This window comes from Bacillus sp. SJZ110, assembly GCF_006715455.1.
In the GTDB taxonomy this organism is placed as follows: Bacteria; Bacillota; Bacilli; order Bacillales; family Bacillaceae; genus Bacillus; species Bacillus subtilis.
The window spans coordinates 79,004-102,150 of the sequence record NZ_VFNF01000006.1 but is presented as its reverse complement, the minus strand read 5'-3'; the positions used below and the strand labels follow the sequence as shown (position 1 = coordinate 102,150).

Here is a 23,147-nt window from a genome sequence, read left to right as displayed (position 1 = left end):
AAAAGCGGAGAGGGCAACCTCTCCGCTTTTTCTTATTTATCTTCGTTATCCTTTGACGTTTCGGAAGAATCTTCGTCATGTTTTGTGTAATCATAATCAGAAGGATTCACCTTCTTAAAACCTTTCGGCTCGTAGAACCGCAGCAGGTCTCCGTTTATGATTTTATCGGACATTTCAAGTTCCTTCTTGACGAGCGAGTCTTCTGACTTGTCGACTTCGGATTCATCGAGTTCTTTTCCGGTTTTCGTGTCGTAATACTTACCGGATATTTTCGTGTACTTCGGTGAAATAAAGTCTCCGTTTCGGAACGGAATCACTTCACGGTGTTCTTTCGATAAAATATCAGACCCGGACATCAGATAGTCCTTCGTATCCACTCCGAGCAGATGCAGAATGGTAGGAGCCACATCAACGTCTCCGGCATATTTATGAACTTTCTCGCCCTTCACGCCGGCAGCGTGGATAAAGAGCGGCACCCGTTGAAGCTGGGCGTTGTCGTAATCAGTGATTTCATCCTTGCCAAGCACTTTCGCCATCGCTTTATTGTGGTTTTCAGAGATGCCGTAGTGGTCTCCGTACATCACAATAATCGATTTATCATATAACCCGTCTTTTTTCAGATCATTGAAGAATTGTTCAATGGACTGATCAAGGTAATGGGCTGACTGGAAGTAGTTATCGACGACAGAGTCACCAAAGTCTCCAGCCGGGAAGTCTGTATCCCCCTCATCCATTCCGAATGGGAAGTGGTTAGACAGGGTAATGAACTTCGTATAGAACGGCTGCGGCAGGCTTTCCAGCAGCGGCATTGATTCTTTGAAGAACGGTTTGTCTTTCATGCCGTAGTTTTTCGTGTTTTCTTCGTTCATGTCATAGTAAGCAGAATCAAAGAATTTATCAATGCCTTCCGCTTTGTACATTTCGTTACGGTTCCAGAACGTCTGCGTGTTCCCGTGGAAAGTAGCAGATGTGTAATTCTTAGACTTCAGAATCGCCGGAACGGATTGCAGCGTGTTTTGTGCTTTGTTTACGAAAACTGAACCTTGAGCCAGCGGGTACAGAGAGTTTTCCATCATAAATTCAGCATCAGATGTTTTACCTTGTCCCGTTTGGTGGAAAAAGTTATCAAAGTAGAACGTTTCGTTATCATGTGCCAGTTTATTTAAGAACGGTGTCACTTCTTTGCCGTCAATTTTATAGTCGATAATAAATGACTGCAAAGATTCAAGTGAAACGTAAATGACGTTTTTTCCTTCCGCTTTGCCGAAATACACGTTATTCGGCACATCGTAATTGGCTTTCATGTAGTTTTCCACTTCCGTCACGTCGCTGGAATCGGCAAGCGCGCGCTGGCTGTTGGACTTGATATTCTGTACAGCGTCATAAATCGTGAAATTGTATGTTCCCAAGTATTTCACAAGATAGTTCCGGTCGAATGATCTTGTCAGCAATTCAGGACGGTCTGATTCCGCAACTGCCAGGTTGATCAAGAACACAAGAATTGAAGACGCAAAAATAATTCGGAACGATTTTTTGCTTGACGTTTCGGCAGGCTTGTTTACTTTGATCGCCAAGATGATCAGGATGATCGTATCGATAAAGTAAAAGGCGTCAGTCGGTCTCATCAGCGAAAATGCGCTGTCACCGAGTTGGCCGCCGTTTGTTTTAGCCTGCATAATGACCGGAATTGTAATAAAATCATTGAAAAATCTGTAGTACACAATGTTTGCGTACAGTAAAAAAGACATTAAAAAATGAATCACTATAATGGCTGTCTGCTGTAATTTTTTCTTGAACAAGAGTCCAAAGCCAAGAAAGAACAAGCTTGAGCTAAGAGGATTCACAAAAAGCAATATTTTTTGTATCGTGTTGTCTATTCCTAAGTTGAAGTTCAGGACATAACCGACATACGTTTTGATCCATAACAGGACGACCGCAATTAAGAAGAAGGCCAGTCCTCTTTCTTTTATAAATGTTTTCATTGTTACACTCCTTTTTTCCGATCCAGTTCGAGCGAAACGATAGAAAAAACGAACGTATCCAATATAACACGAATCAGCAGATTAGAAAAGTGAAAATCGTATGATGGAGAAAGTGGCGAAAAACGCCGTCGAATCAACGTTTCGCTTTGATATTACCAAATGTAAAACAAGGTATCTTTCTAGAAATAAAGGAATAAAATGGTACTTTGAGAATTGTATGATAAAATATAAGGTATAGATAAAAAGAGGTGAAATGATGGATTTTTCCCATATTGTGTCTGAAGATAAAATTAAGCGCGCCATCAAAGACGGGGATTTTCAAAACCTCCCGGGAATGGGAAAGCCGCTGCCGAAGGATGACGCGGCACACTTGCCGGAATCGCTGCGCATGGGCTATCGTATTTTGAAAAACGCGGGAATGGCAGAGGACGAGGGCGCGCTCAAAAAAGAGCTTATGACCATCGACCATTTAATCGAAAAGTGCTATGACGAAAAAGAACGCGAGCAATTAATCAGAAAAAAATCTGAAAAACAATTGCTGCTTGATAAGCTTGTCGACAAAAAAGGCATGTTTTCAAAGCCAGCATCCGCTTTTTATAAGAATAAAGTATATGACCGGCTTGGACGAAACAGACCTTCTTCCAGCTGATTTGTCTTGTCTGCAGGATGGCGTTTGTTAAAAGCCATCCTTTTTATGGTCCAAGTTCTATGTCAAAAGGTTTATGTTTTTCCATCTATGGGAAATGACCCATAAACGAAAAAAGGGTGATGGGATGGAACGACTATTAGTATGGATAGAGCATATATCTGATTGGCTGTGGGGTCCGCCGCTAATCATCCTGCTGACGGGGACGGGGTTGTATTTCACTATTTTGCTGAAAGGTTTTCAATTTCGCTATCCTTTATACATTTTCAAACAGACAATCGGCAGCGTAGGAAAAAAGCCGAAGGGAGAGGGCACAGTCACACCGCTTCAGGCATTGACCTCAGCCCTCAGTTCAACGATCGGTGCAGCGAACATTGTCGGTGTGCCCGCCGCTATTATGTTTGGAGGACCAGGAGCGGTTTTTTGGATGTGGCTTATTGCCTTATTTGCCATGGCGATTAAGTTTTCTGAAAGTGTTCTTGCTGTTCATTACAGAGAAAAAAATGAGCAGGGTGAATACGTCGGGGGACCGATGTATTACATAACAAAAGGGCTGCGCATGAAATGGCTCGGCGTATTCTTCTCTGTTGCGCTGATTGTGGAGCTGATCCCCAGCATTATGGTTCAGGGAAATTCGGTTTCAGTCTCGCTTGCTGAGACGTTTTCTTTCAATAAAATATACGCAGGAATCGGAATTGCGTTTTTGATCGGCTTAGTGGTGATAGGAGGGGTAAAGCGGATCGGAAAAGTAACAGAGTTTGTCGTACCTCTTATGGCAGGGGCATACGCGGGAGCCGGTCTCCTGATTGTTCTCATGAATCTATCATCAGTGCCGGCGTTTTTCTCTCTCGTTTTTTCAAATGCGTTTACCTCTTCTTCAGCAGTTGGAGGGTTCGCAGGTGCTGCGTTGGCGGAAACCGTTCGCTGGGGATTTGCCCGCGGGCTTTATTCTAATGAAGCCGGAATGGGAACAGCCCCGATTGCACATGCGGCAGCAATGACTGATCATCCTGTGCGGCAAGGGTTTTGGTCTGTGATCGGCATTGTCATTGACACCTTGATCATCTGCACGACCACCGCTTTTGTCGTTCTTGCATCTGGTGTCTGGACAGGGAAGAACGCCTCAATTGATCCGGCAGCACTGACGACGGCTGCATTTCAGCATTATTTCGGTTCTGGCGGAGGGTACTTCGTTTCGGTTTCCCTAGTCTTCTTTGTCGTATCAACCATTATGGTTGTCATTTTTTACGGCGTAAAGCAAGCTGAATTTCTGTTCGGGCGGCTGGCAGGACACGTGATTAAATTCGTTTATTTAGCGGCTATTATCATAGGTGCCGCAGGCGGAGCAAAAGCCATTTGGGGCTTTTTGGACTTAGCATTGGCTTTTATTCTCGTCCCAAATGTGATTGCGCTGTTGTTATTGAGCAGAAAGGTAAAAGCGCTGTACACCGAATTCTTTACATCTGAACAGTACTACCTGAAAGATATAAGAAAAACAAAACAGAATCCTGTTTATCAAACAAAAGAAGCTAAAAACTCCTAGTGCTTTGCTTTGGCGCCGAACAACGCTTTGCTTTTTATGATCAAATAAATGAGTAAAGGCAGCAAAAGAGAAATCACTACATTAATGATTGGTTTGATTCTGTTAAAGTCGATTAGCTGATTTGTATTTAAAAAGAACCAAAAGCTGCATACGACTGAGAACATGCCGGTTGGTGTATACATGGCTTTCGGGTCGATTTTTGAGTGTAAAAACGAAAGGCCGTATACCACGATATATAGGGAACCTGCTATCTTCACCATAATGACCGGAATCCAAAAAGCCGCGATGACCAGGTCTGAGCGATCCAGAAAATCCGTAATGCGGATCTGCCTGATGACCATATAAGCAGGATCAAAGAAAGTAGATGTCAGGTTGGGACCAAAGACAGAAATTGAAGAAAATAACATCACGGCCAGCAATAAAGCACCCAGCAGTATCGCGAAAATGGTGTATTTTAGCGGGACGCTCTGGTTTGAGAAGAGAAGCGGAAGGATAATCAATTCCCCCATTGTCCCAAACGCGTAATAGCCTGATTGAAGATATGGGATTAGACCTTCAAAAACAGGCGTCAAGTTTTGAAGCTCAATTTGTGTGGCCAGCGTGAATGGAAGGAACAAGACCAGGGTGCCGAATGGAAATAAGAATATCTGCGCCATTCTGGTCAATGTTTCTTTTCCCTCTCTGGCAATACAGATCGCCACAAAGATAATAACACCGCCCAGAACAGCCATTGGTGTTCTCGGGAGAAATAAAATGTTAATCAAATTGATGAAAAAACGTATATCATGAGCATTGATTAACAGGAAATACAAAGAAAACAGTAAAATGATAATCCGGCCTGCGATTGGTGAGGAATCGCTCAGCAGCTCATAGATATTTTTATCCTGATGCTTTTTCATCAGCCTATGCATGAGCCAGAGTGCCGGAATCACGATGACAACGCCGAGGATGTAGCTGTGCCAGGCATTTTGTTTTGCTGATTCGATCATGAGAATCGGAGCATGCTTTAATCCGACCGCTAACGTATACAGAGCTCCGAAAAATAATCCTTGGTATGCAGAGGTCTTGTCCATAAAGCACATCCTTTCTGTCATGTTCAAAACGGAATATATTTAAACAGGTGCCCCAGCCGCGGAAGCAGGGGATTCACTCTCATATAAATCCATAGAAAAGCACTTCCTGCAATTAGCAGGCTGAAGGCCCATTTTGTTAGATTGTTAGCGGAACGAAAATTCTTCCATTCATATGCGTATATGGCAATGCACACAATCAATGTCTGTACGATATAGCTGATCATGCTGACGCACCTCCATTAATGGCTGATCGTTTTGTATAGGACACCGCCCTGCTCAATCGTCACAATTGGGACGACGTGAACCTCCATATCCTTATATACCTCTTCCCATTCCTTTTTCAGCAGATTCTTCGTGGTTGCCGTGCTTCTGATGGTCCTGTCTTGAAAGCCGGCCGGGTCCGCCTTTAGCTTTTGCAAACGATGAACGGTGCTGATCACGTCCTTCTTTATGGTTCTGTTTAATGCTTTTTGAATGATGTAATACTGGTCAGTTTCTCTCGTCTCATAGGTTGATTGGTTTTCCATAATAATTCCTTTGGCTCTGATCTCGATTGTCATTGACAGCTTTCCGTTTTTTTCAGCGGCATGAAAGGATGCATTGGACTTTTGAAGCTGAATGGATGCTTGTCCCATTTGATTCGGCAGGTCTACTATGAATTCTGGCTGGCGGGCTTGATTAAGCAACATCAGGGCTGCTGTCATGTGTTCATCTTTGAAAATATCCATCAATCTGTCCTTTTTAAAGATCGCAAGCCCGTCAATTTTCAAATTAGATTTGCCTTTCCCTCCAGGTTTTGTTTTAGATGCAGAGATGACCGGTGCATACGGATCACTGCCTATTTCTACTAGATCAGACATGAATCTGCTTAAAAAAACGGGGCGGCTCGTTGCGATAATGGCCAGCTCCCGAATCATTTCCGCCGGAAACTGTTCAAGCTGAACATCGGTGTTTAAAATGTCCCGCGCTTCTCCCCGGCTGACTAAAATGAGCGCCGTTAATCTGTTCTGCGGATTTCGCGTTAAAATATCAAAGACTGGGGCAACGCCGTCTCTCGCCATATCCTCTCCAATAATGACTGTACGTCTGTGGGACGTATTGATTGTCCGTGACAAGGAGGTTTGCAGCTTGTTGTTTGCTTCTCTGATCGTAGTGCCGGAAGCTGAATCAACATACCATGTTTTTGAACCGGCAGTTCCGCCGCCGCCCCCTGTTTGTCCGCCTAATTGACCGACCAAGGGAATCTGCATGGCCACTCGATACTGATCTTTTTTCTTATCAATGGCTGAGCTGACAACAAATGCAATGTCATTGATTTCTGTCCGGTCCCAGCACCCCGTTAGAAGGATACAAATGAGAAGCGGCAAAACACACTTATATATTGTTTTCTTCATCTTTTGGGTCCTCTCTTTTCGCTCCCTTCTGTCCGTTGCCGCGCGAATACGTGCCCGGCCTTCTGGTCATCGTCCACCAAGGCGCCCTGACAAAAATATCTTTTACTTCATCTCGTTTAAACGGAGAAATCCCGGATAAATAAGGAATGCCGAAAGATTGCAGCTTGCATAAATGAAGCACTAAGATAATCGTGCCGAGCATAATGCCGAATATCCCAAAAATACTTGCCAAAAACATAAGCGGGAAACGAAGCATCCTGATGGAGATAGCTAAGTTAAACCGCGGAATTGTAAATGACGCGATCCCTGTTAACGATACGATGATCACCATGGGGGCAGACACAATTCCCGCTTCAACAGCGGCTGTCCCAATGACTAGGGCCCCGAGAATACTGACGGTCTGGCCGATGGTTTTAGGCAGGCGCACTCCCGCCTCACGGAGAGCCTCAAAAGAAATTTCCATAATCAATGCTTCTATGATGGCGGGGAAAGGAATCGGTTCACGCGCGGAGGCCACACTGAACATTAAGTTTGTCGGCATTAAGTCCTGATGGTATGTAATAACGGCAACATAAATAGCCGGCAAATATAAAGCAACGAATAAAAACATATAGCGAAGCCAGCGGATTAAGTTAGACATCAAATAACGCTCATAGTAATCTTCACTGGCCTGCATAAGCTGCCAAAACGTAATCGGGCCTGTTAAGACAAAGGGCGTATTATCTGTGAAAATGGCAAATCGGCCTTCGAGAAGCTGGGCGGCGACGGTGTCCGGCCTTTCTGTGTATTGCAGCTGGGGGAATGGCGAGTACGTGTCGTCTTCGATAAATTCTTCAATATATCCGCTTTCTAAGACAGCATCAATCTTTATCTTTTTGATTCTTTTTTTTGCTTTGTCAATGACCTTTGGATCGGCAAGCCCGTCAATATAGGCCAAGACAACATCTGTTTTGGTTTTTGTGCCGATTTTAAATGAGATCATTTTAAGCTGAAACGTTTTGACGCGAAACCGCACAAGAGCGGTATTGACCCTGAGGCTTTCAGTGAAGCCCTCTCTTGACCCTCTGATGGTCGATTCTGTTATCGGCTCTTCAATGCTTCTTCTTTGTCCGCCTTTTATATTTAAGATCAGGCCTTTTGAGTGCCCGTCGGCAAATAAAACCGCGTTCCCCTCAATGATGGATGCAGCCACTTTACTCATACTCGTTTCTATTGCAACACTTGAAATTGATAGAGTATTTTGCAGCGCCTCTTCATGTTCATCTATTTGATCCGTCAAATGCATTAAGAAAGGGCGGAGGGCGTGATCCTGAATATGTTCAGATTTTACAATTCCTTCGATATAAACAATAAATCCGCACAGCCCGTTTCCAAAGTCAAATTGTCTAAATACGATGTCTGAGCAGCCTTCTGTTAATAAGATCAGATTATCGAGGTTTTCCTTCAAATTGGGAGAGATCGGTCTGTCCTGATTGTCTTCAAGCTCTTTGATGAGCTGAAGCGCTTTGTCGCGTTTATTCATAGAGACTCACCCTGCTTTTTAATGTCACAATAAGTGCTTGTGACTTTTAGGGTAACCTTGTCTGTTTCATATATTCCAGACTAGGATGAAAGCGCTATAAAAAAGTGTTGACTACCTGTATATACAGGAATACAATATGATTATAAGTTGTATATACAAGTTATAAAAACGGATACGGAGGGGTTGGCATGGGGGAACTGAACAAATCGGCACGTCAGATTGTCGAAGCAGTCGGCGGTGCTGAAAATATTGCAGCGGCAACTCATTGTGTTACACGTTTGCGTTTTGCTTTAATAGATGAAAGCAAGGTTGACCAAGAGATGCTTGATCAAATTGATGTGGTAAAGGGATCATTCTCGACAAACGGACAGTTTCAGGTCGTAATCGGCCAGGGAACTGTCAACAAAGTATATGCTGAACTGGTCAAGGAAACGGGAATTGGCGAGTCAACAAAGGATGAAGTGAAAAAGGCCTCAGAAAAAAATATGAATCCTTTGCAGCGTGCTGTGAAAACGCTTGCAGATATTTTTATTCCAATATTGCCTGCGATTGTCACGGCGGGTCTTTTAATGGGGATCAATAACATTTTAACGGCGGAAGGCATTTTCTTCAGCACAAAATCGATTGTGCAGGTTTATCCGCAGTGGGCGGATCTTGCTAATATGATTAACCTGATTGCAGGCACGGCCTTTACGTTTTTGCCTGCGTTAATCGGATGGTCTGCCGTCAAGCGGTTCGGCGGCAATCCGCTTCTCGGCATTGTGCTCGGAGTTATGCTCGTGCATCCTGATTTGCTGAATGCGTGGGGATATGGCGCGGCAGAACAAAGCGGAGAGATCCCGGTATGGAATCTATTCGGCCTAGAGGTGCAGAAAGTCGGCTATCAGGGCCAGGTACTCCCAATTTTGCTTGCTTCTTATATGCTGGCGAAGATTGAGGTATTTTTAACAAAACGCACACCTGAGGGCATACAGCTGCTCGTTGTCGCACCAATTACGCTTCTCTTAACAGGATTTGCCTCTTTTATCATTATCGGCCCGATTACATTTGCGATCGGTAATGTACTGACTTCAGGGCTTATCTCGGTGTTTGGTTCTTTTGCCGCACTGGGCGGTCTGTTATATGGCGGTTTCTACTCAGCGCTCGTGATTACCGGTATGCATCACACGTTTCTTGCAGTCGACCTGCAGCTCATCGGTTCAAAGCTCGGCGGCACCTTTTTATGGCCGATGCTGGCGCTTTCTAATATCGCACAAGGTTCGGCCGCTCTGGCCATGATGTTTATCGTGAAGGATGAGAAACAAAAAGGCCTCTCCCTCACATCAGGGATTTCTGCTTATCTTGGCATTACAGAGCCTGCCATCTTTGGGGTGAATCTGCGATACAGATTCCCGTTTATCATTGCAATGGTCAGCTCTGGCCTGGCCGGAATGTATATTTCTTCTCAAGGTGTGCTGGCAAGCTCCGTCGGTGTCGGCGGCGTGCCGGGGATTTTCTCAATCATGAGCCAGTACTGGGGCGCGTTTGCAATCGGGATGGCTATTGTATTGATCGTGCCGTTTGCCGGAACATACGCGTATGCGAGATTCAAACATAAATAACAAATGGGGAGCGGGACGTGTTGAACGTTCTCTTTTCCCGTTTTCAATTTAAATATGGTGGTGGAAACAGATGAAAACAGAACAAACGCCATGGTGGAAAAAAGCTGTGGTTTATCAAATTTATCCGAAAAGCTTTAACGATACGACAGGAAACGGTGTCGGCGATCTGAACGGCATTATTGAAAAGCTTGATTACTTAAAAACACTTCAGGTGGATGTGCTTTGGCTGACGCCGATTTATGATTCTCCGCAGCATGATAATGGGTACGATATTCGTGATTATTACTCGATTTATCCTGAATACGGAACGATGGAGGATTTTGAGCGGCTAGTGTCCGAAGCACATAAAAGAGACCTGAAAGTCGTCATGGATCTTGTTGTCAATCATACGTCAACAGAGCACAAATGGTTTCGCGAGGCGATCTCTTCAATAGACAGCCCGTACCGTGATTTTTATATATGGAAAGACCCACAGGAAAACGGTTCTGTTCCGACGAACTGGGAATCGAAATTCGGCGGCTCGGCATGGGAGCTTGACGAAGCATCAGGCCAATACTATTTGCATCTGTTTGATGTGACACAGGCTGATTTGAATTGGGAAAATGAAGAGGTCAGAAAGCATGTCTATGACATGATGCATTTTTGGTTTGAAAAGGGAATAGACGGCTTTAGGCTTGATGTCATCAACCTGATTTCTAAAGATCAGCGCTTTCCGAATGCGGAGGAAGGCGACGGCCGCTCTTTTTACACTGATGGGCCGCGGGTGCACGAATTTCTGCATGAAATGAACGAAAAGGTGTTTTCGCATTACGACAGCATGACGGTCGGTGAGATGTCTTCAACAACCGTAGACCACTGTATCCGGTATACGAATCCTGACAATAAAGAACTTGATATGACATTCAGCTTCCATCATCTCAAGGTTGACTATCCTAACGGCGAAAAATGGGCCTTGGCGCCGTTTGACTTTTTGAAGCTGAAGGAGATCCTATCCGACTGGCAAACGGGGATGCACGCAGGAGGGGGATGGAACGCTCTGTTCTGGTGCAATCATGATCAGCCGCGCGTTGTATCAAGATATGGAGATGATGGCGCATATAGGGTGAAATCGGCGAAAATGCTTGCTACGGCCATTCATATGATGCAGGGCACGCCTTATATTTATCAGGGCGAGGAGCTGGGGATGACGAATCCGAAGTTCACTGACATAAGCTCCTATCGGGATGTCGAATCGCTGAACATGTATCACGCCTTTAAGGAAAAAGGAATGGCTGATCAAGATATTACAGCCATTTTACAGGCGAAATCCCGTGACAATTCCAGAACCCCCGTTCAGTGGGATGCTACGGAGAATGGCGGTTTTACAACGGGCACACCATGGATACCGGTTGCAGGAAATTACCGGGAAATCAATGCTGAAGCGGCGCTGAGGGATCAGAATTCGGTGTTTTACCATTATCAAAAATTGATTCAGATTCGCAAAATGTATGACATTGTGACAGAGGGTACGTATGAGATAATTGCAAAGGATGACCCGAACATTTTTGCGTATCTCAGACACGGCAGCAATGAAAAGCTGCTCGTGATCAATAATTTTTACGGGACAGAGGCGGCCTTTACACTGTCGGACTCTTTAGCGCCTGACGAATGGAAGGCAGAGGTGCTGTTGACGAACGATGAAGCAAGGGAAGGGCTTCAGAACATGACGCTTCGCCCGTATGAGTCCATTGTTTATCGTTTAACAAAACCGTGTTAAACTAAGCTGGGTGGTCCATAATGAAGGTGAATAAATTCATCACAATTTATAAAGACATCGCACAGCAAATTGAAGGCGGCCGATGGAAAGCGGAGGAGATTCTTCCGTCTGAACATGAGTTGACCGCACAGTACGGTACATCAAGAGAAACGGTCCGAAAGGCGCTTCATATGCTCGCGCAAAACGGTTATATCCAGAAAATCAGGGGAAAAGGCTCCGTCGTGCTCAATCGTGAAAAAATGCAGTTTCCCGTTTCGGGCCTTGTCAGCTTCAAGGAGCTCGCGCAAACGCTTGGCAAAGAAACGAAAACAACTGTACACAAATTCGGGCTGGCGCCTCCGTCAGAGCTGATCCAAAAACAGCTCCGGGCCAATCTGGATGACGACATCTGGGAAGTCATCAGGTCTAGAAAGATTGACGGGGAACATGTGATTTTGGACAAGGATTACTTTTTCAGAAAGCATGTCCCTCACCTGACGAAAGAAATTTGTGAAAACTCCATATATGAATATATAGAAGGAGAGCTCGGTCTTTCGATCAGTTACGCCCAAAAAGAAATTGTCGCCGAGCCGTGTACGGACGAGGACAGAGAGCTGCTCGATTTACGCGGCTATGACCATATGGTCGTGGTGAGAAACTACGTCTTTTTGGAGGATACCAGTTTGTTTCAATATACGGAAAGCAGACACCGTCTCGACAAATTCCGATTTGTTGATTTTGCGCGGCGGGGGAAATGAGAGAGGCGCCTGCCTGCGGCAGCGCGCTTTTTTGTTTGGTATCAAAATTGATACTATCCAACAAAAATGTGCGTACTTTTACTTTTTATCATAATGGCTACAATAGAGATGAGAGTAACCTAAAGGAGAGGTGTTTTACATGGCAGATCTAAAGAAACAAATTCTGGATGCATACAATTTCAGGCATGCGACTAAGGAATTTGACCCGAATAAAAAAGTGTCAGACAGCGATTTTGAATTTATTTTAGAAACAGGAAGACTGTCTCCGAGCTCACTCGGCCTTGAGCCTTGGAAATTTGTCGTCGTCCAAAATCCGGAGTTCCGCGAGAAGCTTCGTGAATACACATGGGGCGCGCAAAAGCAGCTGCCGACCGCAAGCCATTTCGTCCTGATTCTTGCGCGTACAGCGAAGGATATCAAATATAATGCGGACTACATCAAACGTCATTTAAAAGAAGTAAAACAAATGCCGCAAGACGTGTACGAAGGCTATTTAAGCAAAACAGAAGAATTCCAGAAAAACGATTTGCATTTGCTTGAAAGTGACAGAACATTGTTTGACTGGGCATCAAAACAAACCTATATCGCGCTTGGCAACATGATGACTGCCGCTGCGCAAATCGGTGTTGATTCCTGCCCGATAGAAGGCTTCCAGTACGATCACATTCACCGTATTCTTGAAGAAGAAGGCCTTCTGGAAAACGGAAGCTTCGATATTTCTGTGATGGTGGCATTTGGCTACCGAGTGAGAGACCCTCGTCCGAAAACAAGATCTGCTGTTGAAGATGTTGTGAAGTGGGTTTAAATAAAGAAAGCTGCTCGCTTAGCGAGCAGCTCTTTTTTATGCCTGATTCGCTCTATTCTGTTTTCTCCTCTGATGTAAGTACATTGCGGTGCCGAGTGCGCTGATCAGAAATCCGGCCAACAGGATCGAGTACATGGATGTGGCTGTGTCCGGAAGCAGGCCGCCAGCCGGACCGTTTCCTCCAGAGCCGTTAGTCGGTTGAGTGCCGGGAGGCGTATCATTTCCTCCGTTTCCGTCAGTTGGCTGTTTTCCGCCTGGTTTGTCGGAGCCGCCGCCATGATTGCCGTCATCACCGCCTGTCGGTTGATCTGACGGGAATGCAGGCGGTTTGTTGTTCTCTCCGGAATTTAAGATCGTGTATTCGCTGAAGTGGTTTGTATATCCTGTCACCATATCATCGTCGACTGATCCGTGATCTGTCTTTGTGAAAGCTTTCTTTTTCCTGTCGACGTGGTAAATGGCAGGGTTATGGGCTTCTTCAATATCAAACATGCGAAGCGAAAGCTGAACGGGCTCCTTGAATGATTTTATTTCTTTTCCTTTTTGCTTCACTGTAAAGTCATATACATCTGCCAGTGACACATCCAATTCTCCCGTCGACTTGATTCCGATTGCAGTGTCTGCTGTTTTAAGGTTCGCCATTGGCATCTTCATGCTGTACCAGTAGTTGAACACCGTCAATGAAGGATCTGACTCTCTTTCTTTCAAAAGTTTGACCTGATCTTTTTTTACTTTGAGATTGATAGGCTTCTCTTGTGATCCTTCATGTGTTCCGTAATAGACAAACGGCGTGTTGGCATTTTTAGCGTAAATCGCAAATTTGTCTTTATCAAGTGCCCAGCTGCCGTCCTCCTGCTTTGTCGGCAGGAATACTTCTTTGATCCGTCCTTCAAGCTTAGGAGAGACCTTGTTTCCTAGTTTTTTCAGCTGTTCGGTGAAAATCTCATAATCAACGTAGCCAAGGTCTTCACCATGGGAGGCTTCTGTAAAGACAGAATATCCGTCTCCTCCGGCACCGACAAAATTATTCGTTGCCACGCGGTAGGTATCATCCGTATTTATAGCAACTTTGTCTCCGTTAGGCGATTCAATTTTCACTTCTAACACACGGTGTCCAGGTTCGTTGTTTAATGTAAAGGTATATTCGATTCCGGCCACCTGAGGGAAAGCGCCGCCGCCATTTTCCACATTGCTTAGGCCTTGTTCAAGGGCTTCTTTAATTTGTTTTCCGGTTAAATCGGCCACGTAAAGCGTATTGCCGAACGGCATCACGTTGAGCACCTCGCCGAGTGTGATATCACCTTTGTCAATGCCGGCTCTGATGCCGCCGCCATTTGTTATCGCTATTCTGGCGCCGGCTGCTTCTTTCGCTTTTGCCAGCATACCGTCCGCGATGAAGTTTCCGAGATTCGTTTCTTTCGTGCGCACATGCTCACGCTGGCCGTCAAGCGCCACATCCGTATAGCCGACTTTTTCATTTTTTACGTCTTCTAATTCACTTTTGAACTGATCAAGCTCTTGTTTTGCTTCTGCGTTTTCTTCTGTATGCTCATCAATTGGCAGCACGCTCAGATTTGATTTGTCTGTTTGCACAACGCCATTTTCATCAAACGCGACATCAACGCGCCCCAAGAATTGGCCGTATTCTTTTGCCTGCGCCACGATCGTCGGTTCTTCGTTGTTCACGACCTCCATTTTGTCAACGAGGGTGTGAGTGTGTCCGCCGATGATCAAGTCAATGCCTTTTACTTTTTTGGCTAGCTCAAGATCACGGTTATGACCGATATGGGTTAAAGCAATAATTTTATTTACCTTTTCTTCTTCCTGAATCGCTTTGACGGTGTTTTGTGCTGTTTCAAAGGCATCATTGAATACGATGCTTTTGCCCGGGCTTGATGTGGTGGCTGTATCTTCTGTTGTCAGGCCGAATACGGCGACTTTCTCCCCGTCAACGTCTAACAGAATGTAAGGATGGATGCCGGCCTCTTTCTTTTCACCTGCGGTAAAGGTTTGCGGCTTTTTGACAAATGATTTCAGTTTGGGCTCATTTGACACATCTACGTTTGCGCTGACAATCGGAAATGCCGGCGCTTCAAAGTGATAGCGGTTCGCCGGATCAACGGTTGCGCTGTTTCCGCTTAGAAAATCAGAAAGCACTGTCGGGCCTTTATCAAATTCATGGTTCCCGAAGGTCATGGCGTCATAGCCCATCATGTTCATCATTTTCAGATCGGCCAAACCGTTCCATTTAGTAAAATACAGATCGCCGGAAAACACATCTCCCGCATCAAGGAGAATGTTGTGATTTGTTTCGCTGCGTACTTCGTTGATTTTCGTCATTCGTCTCGCTGCATCATCGAGATGTGCGTGCGTATCATTGGTGTGCATGACGGTCAGATCCCACAGTCCGTCTTTAGGAGGATCTGGATTTGAATCATCATCGAATTGCAGCTTATACACACCATAGCCTTCATTCGCAGACTTGCCTACATAAGCGACGTCGTCTGCTTTATCGGCAAATGGCTTGGCCAAAAGCGAGGATTCAAACGTCAGATTCGTGCCGGAAACAGGCGCGATTGACCAGTTGTTGTCTGCCTTTGGATTGACTGTTTTTTGTTCAATAATGTAATCCATCAGCACCTGCCTATTTTCAACTGCAGAGCCGTGGACAATTTTATCGCTTGTCAGATGAGGGAACCCGCCGCCTCCGGACGCACGATAGTTATTGGTGACTACGAGAAATTCCTGGCTTGGGCTGATCGGCTTGCCTTCATAGGAAAGGTTGATGATCCGGGATGAATCCGCATTGATCACTTTTCCGTTCTCATTGTATTTAGCCGGTTTTGTCACATCGACCTGATATGTGACACCGTCAATCACGTCAAAATTATAGGAGCGGAAATTCTCGTTCAGCAAGGCCTGATCGCCGCCTTTGGCTGGATCAATTTGGTTGAATTGGCCTGCTGACATCTCCAGCCAGTCCTTCACTTCGCTGCCTGTCAGCTTGACGATTTGAACAGTATTATCGTAAAGGTACAAGTCACCGACATTTTTAATCGCAAGATCTCCGGCTGGAATGTTTGTATAGTAATTGGCTCCGTTTCTGCCGCCTGCTTTAAACGGCGCCCCCGCAGACAAAATTGGAAGGTTCTTGTACTCAGTATCCTTCATTTCTTTTTGGGCATACCATTTTTGCGCGTCAGTCACGATCTGAATGGAAGGATCATCTTTGACCTGTGCAAAGAAGCTGTTAATATCTGCTTCGGTTTTGCCGACTGGCTTTCGGACATACTCCAGTGTGTTTTGGTGTGTTTGCTGAATGGTGTTTGTAACGGTCTCGTTTCTTGATGTGACGTTGCCAGCAATAGATTCAATACTTCCTTTGGAATCTGCTACCTTCCATGAGCCGTCCGCCTTTTCAAGCTTGAGGTCAATCACGCCTAAATATTTGCCCCAGCTGCTTGGCATGACGACAGGAATGCCGTTAATTGTTCCTTTTTCCACATCGAATTGAGCAACACCCGCATACTCGGAGGAAGGAAAGAGTCCGTGCTGATGGCCCGAGATAATCGCGTCAATGCCTTTCGTTTTGGTGGCAAGGTCAAACACGGCGTTTTCTGCACCTGATGATTGTGACTGCTTTTCAATGCCGGTGTGGGCGAGGGCAATAATGACATCTGCGCCTTCCGCCTTCATTTTCGGGATCGTTTCATTGGCGGATTCTACGATATCCTGCACCTGAACCTGCCCCTCGAGATTCTTTTTGTCCCATGTCATGATTTGCGGCGGGACAAAGCCTATGTAACCGACTTTTACTTTCTGCTCATTACCGTTTTCATCAATGAGGTTTTTTTCATTAATCACATACGGCGTATAACGGTTTTTACCGCTAGTTGTTTTGACGTTGGCATTTACAATCGGGAAATCGGCTCCTTTGATTGTGCCGTCGAGAAAGTCGAGCCCGTAGTTGAATTCATGATTGCCAAGCGTTCCGGCGTCGTATTTCAGCGCATTCATGACGCTGATAATCGGATGGGTTTTCGTGCCGGAGATAATGTCGTCTTTTTGATATTTCACCGCGTATTCACCCAGCGGATTCCCTTGAATCAAGTCGCCGTTATCCACAAGCAGGGTGTTAGGGTTTTGCTCGCGGTGCTTTTGGATCAATTGCGCTGTTCTCGCCAGACCGAAATCCGCCGTTTCTTTGTCGCTGTAGTAATCGTAATCCATCATGTTGGCATGAATATCAGTCGTAGCCAAAATACTCAGATGCACCTGAGGAGCCGCGCTTTCTTCTGCATGAATGGGTGGTGTTGGGAGGATTAGGCTAAGTATCATAATTGGGGGCAAAAGAATACGGAGAATGTTTTCGACGTGTGTTCGTCTTTTCTGTATTCTCACCAGTTCTCCACCTTTCAACGAAATTTGTGTTACAGCTCCTATTGTAAGAATATTTTGTAACTATTTGTAGGTGTTTCTTTATGATTATTGTAAAAGGGAGAAAAATGAGTATTATGTAGCAGTATCAAGCGACAAATACTGGGTATTTATGCTTATCGTTTGTCACAATCGCGGAATGTTTATTTTAGTGTGGCTGGGGTAGAGTGTTTTATGTAGACATATAAAGCGGGAGGTTATGAATCATGGGGAAAAAAATTGCAGTTGTTTTAACAGATTATTTTGAGGACAGCGAGTACACTGAGCCTGCGAAAGCCTTTAAAGAAGCGGGACATAAACTGACTGTCATCGAAAAAGAAAAAGGAAAAACAGTAAAAGGCAAGCAGGGAACAGCGGGAGTGACGGTTGACGCGTCCATTGACGGCGTAAACCCTTCAGACTTTGATGCGCTTTTGATTCCCGGAGGATTTTCACCAGACCAGCTTCGCGCTGACGATCGTTTCGTCCAATTTACAAAAGCATTTATGACTGACAAAAAACCGGTATTCGCCATTTGCCACGGCCCGCAGCTTTTAATCAATGCGAAAGCGCTCGACGGCCGAAAAGCGACGGGCTATACGTCCATTCGTGTTGACATGGAAAACGCCGGTGCCGACGTTGTGGACAAGGAAGTGGTTGTTTGCCAGGATCAATTGGTCACTAGCCGCACACCGGACGATATACCGGCATTTAACCGCGAGTCATTGGCATTGCTTGAGAAATAAGAAAAAACGGACGCTCTTGGGCGTCCGTTTTTTTGTTGCTTAGGCTTGAGCACCTGTCAGTTTCTTGTACCTGTAATACAAGAAAGCAGCTGCAGCCGTTCCGATGACCGCAATGCCGAAGTCGAATTTGAAAATATGGGCGATGCCCCCCGCTTTTGCGATAAGCCCTGTTGCAATCGGCAGCAGAATCGATGCAAGGCTTGAAGCGGTCGCTACAATTCCGGTAACGGTTCCTTTTCGCTTCCAGAAAAGCTCTGTCATTAACGTAATGGTAATTTGAAACACACCCGCAGTTGAAAAGCCTAAGAAAAAGGCAGTGATGTCCAGCACAACTGGGATATGAACGGTCAGCATGACTGCGAGCGTACATAAAGTAATAATAGGATATAAGAGCGTTATGAAGACAGGTTTGACCCATCTATTCAGCAAAACGGCTAATAATAAAACAGATGCCAGAGATCCTATACTATAATAGCTCAGCAATTGTACAGATGCTGATTCAGCTAAACCGGCTGCCTTTTGCGCGTAGCTCGGGAGCCAGATTTGAGAAACCGTAAATAAAGCCGTGGATGTAAAACCGATGATAATCAGTGCGGTGCCTTCCTTCTGAAAAACGGGTTCAGACAAGAAAACGGGAGATTCCTGTTGGCCGCTATTAGTTGGTTTCTTATGTTTTTTAGGAAACGAAAGCGTTGATAAATAAATAATATTCAGGAGATAGACCGCTGCCGGCAGATAAAAAGCAAATCCGTAAAACATGCTGTGGTCTGCTAAAAATGTGATCAAAAGCGGCAAAAGTGCGGCCCCGACAGACATAAAGGCTTTGACCAAGACATTCGCCGAACCGGAAGCAGACGGAAAGAGCTCGGTTAGGGCCGGATATGTTCCGGCATCCATCGCTGAATTTGCGACTCCGGCTAATAAGGCGAACACAAACGCCAGCTCATAGCTCGGTGATAAAGGAATACCTACTAAAAAAACGGCCATAATTCCCGCAGAAGCGACAACAAGCGGCTTTCTGCCGATTTTATCTGATAGAACTCCGGAAATGCCGTATGTCAGCAGTTTGCCAAACCCGATAGCGGCAATGACATAACTGATGCCGGTCGGATCGGTATTCCACTGTTTTGTTAATGAAGACATATTGGATGCGAGAATGATGTTGACCATCCCCAGAAAGAAGTAGTTGATATACATTCCGGATGCTGTTTTGATAGATGTCGTTTGCATGCTTGTACTCCTTCAAATCTTATTCGAACACTTTGCTGTTTTGGTTTGGGGAAATGATAAAAAAGACTCGCCGAGTTTCCGGCCAGTCTCCATTATTTACGAAGCGAGGCTAATTCTTGAGCAATCGCCTGCATTTCACTTGGGCTGAATGATTCTTTTTTCATCACCATTCTGTGAAGGTACGTGAGGTCTTCAATCTTCTCATCACTGAAATCCTCCGCTTTGATTACGCCGACGTTCAGCATGTTCAGCTTTTGGGAAATCTCTTCAATCATTTGAGTTAATGTTTCTGTATTTGGGCTGGACAAATGGTTCCATCCTTTCTATGCGCAATATAGGTATGTTTTATTCTAACAGAATTCCATCAGAAAAAAACCCTATTCTAAAAGCAGGCTGTTCATTCCAAAAAAGTGAAGACATCAGTTGAAAAGAAAATGAACATCCTACTAAGATATTCATGAAGGTTTCTTTTTAGAGAAATAGGGGCAAAGAATAGGGAGGTTGGACAACATGATAAGCGTGTTATTTGTTTGTTTAGGAAACATTTGCCGGTCTCCGATGGCGGAAGCGATTTTTCGGGACCTTGTAGCCAAAAAAGGATTAGAGGAGAAAATCAAGGCGGACTCAGCGGGAATCGGCGGCTGGCACATCGGCAATCCGCCGCATGAGGGAACGCAGGAGATATTGCGCAGAGAAGGAATCAGCTTTGATGGCATGCTGGCGCGTCAAGTCAGCGAACAGGATCTGGCCGATTTTGATTACATCATTGCAATGGATGCAGAAAATATCGGAAGTCTCAGAAGCATGGCGGGATTTAAAAACACCTCACATATCAAAAGGCTTTTGGACTATGTTGAAGATTCAGATCTTGCCGACGTTCCCGATCCTTACTACACAGGGAATTTTGAAGAAGTCTGCCAATTAATCAAATCGGGCTGTGAGCATCTGCTTGCGTCTATTCAAAAAGAAAAACAATTGTGAGTGAAAGGAGAATTTGCATGAACAACGAACGTTTAATGCTGAAAGGGATATTCCTCGGAGCTGCGGCAGGTGCGGCGTTATCACTGCTCCATAAGCCGACAAGACAGGCGTGCGGCATGAGATGGCTGACATGCAAGCATAAACTTTCACTGTACAAAAGCAATCCGGAGCTGTTAAAAAACACTGTCATCACAAAAGTGGATGAGGCCAAAAAGCTCGCCCAAACGCTTTCAAAGGAAGTCGACTTTGTGAACCAGCAGGTGAAAGAGCTGAAGAAAACAACGCCGCAAGTGATGGAACTCGTGCAAGAAACGAAAGAGCATTTTTCAAAAAAATGATCAAACATGCGAGGTGAGACGACATGAGTTTTTTGAAAGAGCTTTTCAGCAGATACACCCTTCATGAAGGACAAAGTAAATCAGCGGAGCTGGCGTATTTTTTTCTATTGTCACTGTTTCCGTTTTTGATTTTTATGCTGACGCTCACCGCGTATCTTCCGCTTTCTACCGATGATGTTTTAGGAGTCATAGAACAATATGCTCCCGCCAGTGCGATGTCTCTCGTTGAATCCATTACCCATCAAACCTTAAATAATCGAAATGGCGGTTTGCTGTCATTCGGGATTATCGCCGCATTATGGTCTGCGTCTAATGGAATGAACGCGATCGTCCGGTCGCTGAACCACGCGTATGATGTGGAAGAAAACCGCTCTTTTATCATTGTTCGTCTAACCTCTATTTTTTTGACGATTGCCATGGTATTTACGATTTTAGTGGCTTTGCTTCTGCCGGTATTTGGCCGGGAGATTGGAAGGCTCGCTTCTGACTTTGTCGGCGCGTCGGATCTGTTTTTATCCGTCTGGGCCGCCATTCGCTGGGGTGTCAGCCCGCTTGTGCTTTTGATTGTTTTTTCCGCGCTGTATGTGATTGCGCCGAACAAAAAGCTGTCTCTCCGGTTTGTCATGCCGGGTGCGGTCTTTGCGACCATCGGCTGGATCGTTGTCAGCACATTGTTTTCATTTTACGTCAGCACGTTTGCGAACTATAGCGCCACTTACGGGAGCATCGGGGGAATCATCGTTCTGATGATTTGGTTTTACTTGAGCGGCATTTTAATTATCCTAGGCGGAGAAATCAACGCTCTTTTACATAAACGTAAAAAGCTTCCTGATGAAAATCCCTACCATTAGCGCACCCTATAAACGAACTTCGGTTCAAAAAGAAGTCGGGGGGATATCGTGATGACCAAGCATACGAAAAAAGGCGGAAGCCATAACAAACAAAATTCGAAAAGTAAATCGAGCCATAAAACAAGCGGAAGCGCCAACGGACAAAACGGCTACCATTAGCATAAAAGCCTCCTGACATGATGTCGGGAGGCTTTTTGATTAAGAAGATGAAGAATAGGTTTCAGCCGGTGACCAGCTTTTCGGTTTGCCCAGCACAAGGGCCAGCCACACAGCGCTAAGCGTGAGAGTAATGAAGTAGAACAAGTTTGCGCTTTCAAATGTCTGCATATACCAGCCGCCGGCAACCGGACCGAGGATGCTGCCGAGACTGAATGTAATGCCGCAAAGCAGGTTTCCCGCCGGCAGGAGATGAGGCGGAAGAAGATCTGTCATATAGCTGATGCCAAGTGTAAAGGTTGATCCGACTGCCATTCCCGCAATAAAAAAGCAGCCGCCGATCACGTAAGGCGAAGGAAATACACCGGCGATGAAAAAGCAAAGAGCCCCAGTCAGTAAAATCACCAGCAGCACATTCCGCCTGCCGTATTTATCGCTGAGGATGCCGAGCGGAAACTGAAAAATAATGCTTCCAATCGCAAATGCGGGAAGGATGATCGCTACTGCGTCTACTGATATCCCCAAACGGAGCGCGTACACCGGAAAGCTTCCGTTCAGCGCCGTTTCCAAAAAGCCATAGCCAAATGTAGGCATAAAGGCAACCCACCCAAACAGCATGGCCTGATAAAATCGCCTGAAACTATTGTCTGATTTGGTTTCATGAGGACTGGTTTCCGGGTATGCATTTTGTAGAAAGAAAACAAAAAGCCACGCAAACAGACTGATGCAGCCGGACACGATAAAAGGAAGCGACGGACTCAGCTTGACAAGCGGCACCATGAACGGGCCTGCGGCAAAGCCAAGGCCAAAGGAAAGCCCGTAAATAGACAGGTTTCTTCCGCGATTTTGTTTTGATGACATGGAGGTCACCCACGTTTGCGTAGAAAAGTGAAGCATGTGGTCGCCGATTCCAATGAACAGGCGAAGCAGGAACCAGACCCAAACTGACTGAAGCCAAATAAATCCGAATAAGCTTAAAATGACAATGCTTCCGCCCATGACGATCAGCGGCTTGAACCCGAGCTTTCTGAGCGGCGCTTCCATAAACGGCGAAGCCAAAAGCACACCGATATACAGCCCGGTCGCGTGCAGGCCGTTGATAGCAGCGGATTCTCCATTTGTTTCAAAAATGATTGAAATGACAGGCAGCAGCATGCCTTGTGAAAACCCGGAAATGGATACGAGCAAGACAAGGATAAAGAAATGAAATCGTGACATCGTGTCAGTTCTCCTTATGTGGAATCTATGTTGATCGTACAATGTTTTCCAAAAGCAGGCAACCTGAAAAAAGCCTATATCACGCTATACATTTGCCCTCGTGTAATCATGAAGGTTTTTGTGAAGAATAAAAATAAAACAAGTCATAAAAA

20 protein-coding genes are annotated in these 23,147 nt (G+C 45.3%); 11 read left to right on the top strand and 9 right to left on the bottom strand.

All coding sequences use genetic code 11. The features are described 5' to 3' along the window. Positions 1 to 32: 32 nt before the first annotated feature. On the bottom strand, positions 33 to 1,982 hold the full coding sequence (gene ltaS, locus FB592_RS16825; RefSeq protein WP_003233694.1) for a lipoteichoic acid synthase: 1,950 nt from the start codon (positions 1,980 to 1,982) through the stop codon (positions 33 to 35). A 100-nt stretch (positions 1,983 to 2,082) separates the two neighbouring features. Between ltaS and FB592_RS16820 the strand changes: the two genes are divergently transcribed. The 3 genes from FB592_RS16820 (at position 2,083) to FB592_RS16810 (ending at position 4,171) form a co-directional block, all read left to right on the top strand. Next, complete coding sequence (locus tag FB592_RS16820; protein WP_103803342.1) at positions 2,083 to 2,220, top strand: hypothetical protein; 138 nt, start codon at positions 2,083 to 2,085, stop codon at positions 2,218 to 2,220. 18 nt (positions 2,221 to 2,238) lie between these two features. Beyond that, positions 2,239 to 2,631 (top strand): DnaJ family domain-containing protein, encoded by a 393-nt coding sequence (locus tag FB592_RS16815; RefSeq protein ID WP_003233692.1) that lies wholly within the window; start codon positions 2,239 to 2,241, stop codon positions 2,629 to 2,631. A 124-nt stretch (positions 2,632 to 2,755) separates the two neighbouring features. Further along, positions 2,756 to 4,171: an alanine/glycine:cation symporter family protein gene (locus FB592_RS16810; protein WP_015252561.1), complete on the top strand. Its 1,416-nt coding sequence runs from the start codon at positions 2,756 to 2,758 to the stop codon at positions 4,169 to 4,171. On the opposite strand, the gene FB592_RS16805 is transcribed toward FB592_RS16810, so the two are convergent. From FB592_RS16805 to FB592_RS16790, 4 genes are read right to left on the bottom strand one after another with little or no spacing between them, the layout of a single operon-like run. After that, positions 4,168 to 5,244 carry an endospore germination permease gene (locus tag FB592_RS16805; protein ID WP_041851179.1) on the bottom strand — a complete coding sequence of 359 codons (1,077 nt, stop codon included), beginning with the start codon at positions 5,242 to 5,244 and terminating at the stop codon, positions 4,168 to 4,170. The two genes, FB592_RS16810 and FB592_RS16805, sit on opposite strands and share 4 nt — an antisense overlap. A 23-nt stretch (positions 5,245 to 5,267) precedes the next feature. After that, on the bottom strand, positions 5,268 to 5,468 hold the full coding sequence (locus tag FB592_RS16800; protein WP_003233686.1) for a hypothetical protein: 201 nt from the start codon (positions 5,466 to 5,468) through the stop codon (positions 5,268 to 5,270). Positions 5,469 to 5,483: 15 nt separating this feature from the next. Next, a complete protein-coding gene (locus FB592_RS16795) occupies positions 5,484 to 6,638 on the bottom strand; it encodes a Ger(x)C family spore germination protein (protein WP_041851178.1) in 1,155 nt (384 codons plus the stop codon). After that, positions 6,619 to 8,160, bottom strand: coding sequence for a spore germination protein (locus tag FB592_RS16790; protein ID WP_103803343.1), 1,542 nt, complete (start codon positions 8,158 to 8,160; stop codon positions 6,619 to 6,621). The genes FB592_RS16795 and FB592_RS16790 overlap by 20 nt, the downstream gene beginning before the upstream one ends. Positions 8,161 to 8,348: 188 nt before the next feature. Here FB592_RS16790 and treP point away from each other — a divergent pair, with 188 nt between their 5' ends. From treP to FB592_RS16770, 4 genes are all read left to right on the top strand, one after another. Continuing rightward, positions 8,349 to 9,761: a PTS system trehalose-specific EIIBC component gene (gene treP, locus FB592_RS16785; protein WP_003233682.1), complete on the top strand. Its 1,413-nt coding sequence runs from the start codon at positions 8,349 to 8,351 to the stop codon at positions 9,759 to 9,761. A gap of 70 nt (positions 9,762 to 9,831) precedes the next feature. After that, positions 9,832 to 11,517: an alpha,alpha-phosphotrehalase gene (treC, locus tag FB592_RS16780; RefSeq protein WP_103803344.1), complete on the top strand. Its 1,686-nt coding sequence runs from the start codon at positions 9,832 to 9,834 to the stop codon at positions 11,515 to 11,517. Positions 11,518 to 11,537: 20 nt separating this feature from the next. Beyond that, entirely contained in the window at positions 11,538 to 12,254 is a 717-nt protein-coding gene (gene treR / locus FB592_RS16775; RefSeq protein ID WP_041851175.1) for a trehalose operon repressor, read from the top strand. A 139-nt stretch (positions 12,255 to 12,393) separates the two neighbouring features. Next, positions 12,394 to 13,059, top strand: a complete 666-nt coding sequence (locus FB592_RS16770) for an NAD(P)H-dependent oxidoreductase (protein ID WP_014476144.1) — start codon at positions 12,394 to 12,396, stop codon at positions 13,057 to 13,059. Positions 13,060 to 13,095: 36 nt separating this feature from the next. Here the strand turns inward: FB592_RS16770 and FB592_RS16765 are convergent, their stop codons facing one another. Further along, the gene (locus tag FB592_RS16765; RefSeq protein ID WP_141949829.1) at positions 13,096 to 17,460 is read right to left on the bottom strand and encodes a multifunctional 2',3'-cyclic-nucleotide 2'-phosphodiesterase/3'-nucleotidase/5'-nucleotidase; all 4,365 of its coding nucleotides are present in this window, start codon (positions 17,458 to 17,460) and stop codon (positions 13,096 to 13,098) included. A gap of 242 nt (positions 17,461 to 17,702) precedes the next feature. Here FB592_RS16765 and yfkM point away from each other — a divergent pair, with 242 nt between their 5' ends. Further along, the gene (gene yfkM, locus FB592_RS16760; protein WP_141949827.1) at positions 17,703 to 18,221 is read left to right on the top strand and encodes a general stress protein 18; all 519 of its coding nucleotides are present in this window, start codon (positions 17,703 to 17,705) and stop codon (positions 18,219 to 18,221) included. A gap of 39 nt (positions 18,222 to 18,260) precedes the next feature. Here the strand turns inward: yfkM and FB592_RS16755 are convergent, their stop codons facing one another. After that, positions 18,261 to 19,451, bottom strand: coding sequence for an MFS transporter (locus FB592_RS16755; RefSeq protein ID WP_141949824.1), 1,191 nt, complete (start codon positions 19,449 to 19,451; stop codon positions 18,261 to 18,263). A gap of 92 nt (positions 19,452 to 19,543) precedes the next feature. Next, positions 19,544 to 19,759 carry a DUF1128 domain-containing protein gene (locus FB592_RS16750; RefSeq protein ID WP_003243712.1) on the bottom strand — a complete coding sequence of 72 codons (216 nt, stop codon included), beginning with the start codon at positions 19,757 to 19,759 and terminating at the stop codon, positions 19,544 to 19,546. Positions 19,760 to 19,961: 202 nt separating this feature from the next. Between FB592_RS16750 and yfkJ the strand changes: the two genes are divergently transcribed. The 3 genes from yfkJ to FB592_RS16735 are packed head-to-tail and all read left to right on the top strand — an operon-like array spanning position 19,962 to position 21,621. Next, complete coding sequence (gene yfkJ / locus FB592_RS16745; protein ID WP_038829516.1) at positions 19,962 to 20,432, top strand: protein-tyrosine-phosphatase; 471 nt, start codon at positions 19,962 to 19,964, stop codon at positions 20,430 to 20,432. A gap of 17 nt (positions 20,433 to 20,449) precedes the next feature. Beyond that, entirely contained in the window at positions 20,450 to 20,770 is a 321-nt protein-coding gene (locus FB592_RS16740; protein WP_003233665.1) for a hypothetical protein, read from the top strand. Between the two features lie 23 nt (positions 20,771 to 20,793). Then, positions 20,794 to 21,621 (top strand): YihY family inner membrane protein, encoded by an 828-nt coding sequence (locus tag FB592_RS16735; RefSeq protein ID WP_014479170.1) that lies wholly within the window; start codon positions 20,794 to 20,796, stop codon positions 21,619 to 21,621. A gap of 198 nt (positions 21,622 to 21,819) precedes the next feature. Here the strand turns inward: FB592_RS16735 and FB592_RS16730 are convergent, their stop codons facing one another. Beyond that, a complete protein-coding gene (locus FB592_RS16730) occupies positions 21,820 to 22,995 on the bottom strand; it encodes an MFS transporter (RefSeq protein ID WP_003243008.1) in 1,176 nt (391 codons plus the stop codon). Between the last annotated feature and the right edge of the window lie 152 nt (positions 22,996 to 23,147).

What these genes read in the sequence shown, in the direction of transcription:
- ltaS (WP_003233694.1), bottom strand. Translation starts at nt 1,982, where the DNA reads ATGAAAACATTTATAAAAGAAAGAGGACTGGCCTTCTTCTTAATTGCG.
- FB592_RS16820 (WP_103803342.1), top strand. Translation starts at nt 2,083, where the DNA reads ATGATGGAGAAAGTGGCGAAAAACGCCGTCGAATCAACGTTTCGCTTT.
- FB592_RS16815 (WP_003233692.1), top strand. Translation starts at nt 2,239, where the DNA reads ATGGATTTTTCCCATATTGTGTCTGAAGATAAAATTAAGCGCGCCATC.
- FB592_RS16810 (WP_015252561.1), top strand. Translation starts at nt 2,756, where the DNA reads ATGGAACGACTATTAGTATGGATAGAGCATATATCTGATTGGCTGTGG.
- FB592_RS16805 (WP_041851179.1), bottom strand. Translation starts at nt 5,244, where the DNA reads ATGGACAAGACCTCTGCATACCAAGGATTATTTTTCGGAGCTCTGTAT.
- FB592_RS16800 (WP_003233686.1), bottom strand. Translation starts at nt 5,468, where the DNA reads ATGATCAGCTATATCGTACAGACATTGATTGTGTGCATTGCCATATAC.
- FB592_RS16795 (WP_041851178.1), bottom strand. Translation starts at nt 6,638, where the DNA reads ATGAAGAAAACAATATATAAGTGTGTTTTGCCGCTTCTCATTTGTATC.
- FB592_RS16790 (WP_103803343.1), bottom strand. Translation starts at nt 8,160, where the DNA reads ATGAATAAACGCGACAAAGCGCTTCAGCTCATCAAAGAGCTTGAAGAC.
- treP (WP_003233682.1), top strand. Translation starts at nt 8,349, where the DNA reads ATGGGGGAACTGAACAAATCGGCACGTCAGATTGTCGAAGCAGTCGGC.
- treC (WP_103803344.1), top strand. Translation starts at nt 9,832, where the DNA reads ATGAAAACAGAACAAACGCCATGGTGGAAAAAAGCTGTGGTTTATCAA.
- treR (WP_041851175.1), top strand. Translation starts at nt 11,538, where the DNA reads ATGAAGGTGAATAAATTCATCACAATTTATAAAGACATCGCACAGCAA.
- FB592_RS16770 (WP_014476144.1), top strand. Translation starts at nt 12,394, where the DNA reads ATGGCAGATCTAAAGAAACAAATTCTGGATGCATACAATTTCAGGCAT.
- yfkM (WP_141949827.1), top strand. Translation starts at nt 17,703, where the DNA reads ATGGGGAAAAAAATTGCAGTTGTTTTAACAGATTATTTTGAGGACAGC.
- FB592_RS16755 (WP_141949824.1), bottom strand. Translation starts at nt 19,451, where the DNA reads ATGCAAACGACATCTATCAAAACAGCATCCGGAATGTATATCAACTAC.
- yfkJ (WP_038829516.1), top strand. Translation starts at nt 19,962, where the DNA reads ATGATAAGCGTGTTATTTGTTTGTTTAGGAAACATTTGCCGGTCTCCG.
- FB592_RS16740 (WP_003233665.1), top strand. Translation starts at nt 20,450, where the DNA reads ATGAACAACGAACGTTTAATGCTGAAAGGGATATTCCTCGGAGCTGCG.
- FB592_RS16735 (WP_014479170.1), top strand. Translation starts at nt 20,794, where the DNA reads ATGAGTTTTTTGAAAGAGCTTTTCAGCAGATACACCCTTCATGAAGGA.
- FB592_RS16730 (WP_003243008.1), bottom strand. Translation starts at nt 22,995, where the DNA reads ATGTCACGATTTCATTTCTTTATCCTTGTCTTGCTCGTATCCATTTCC.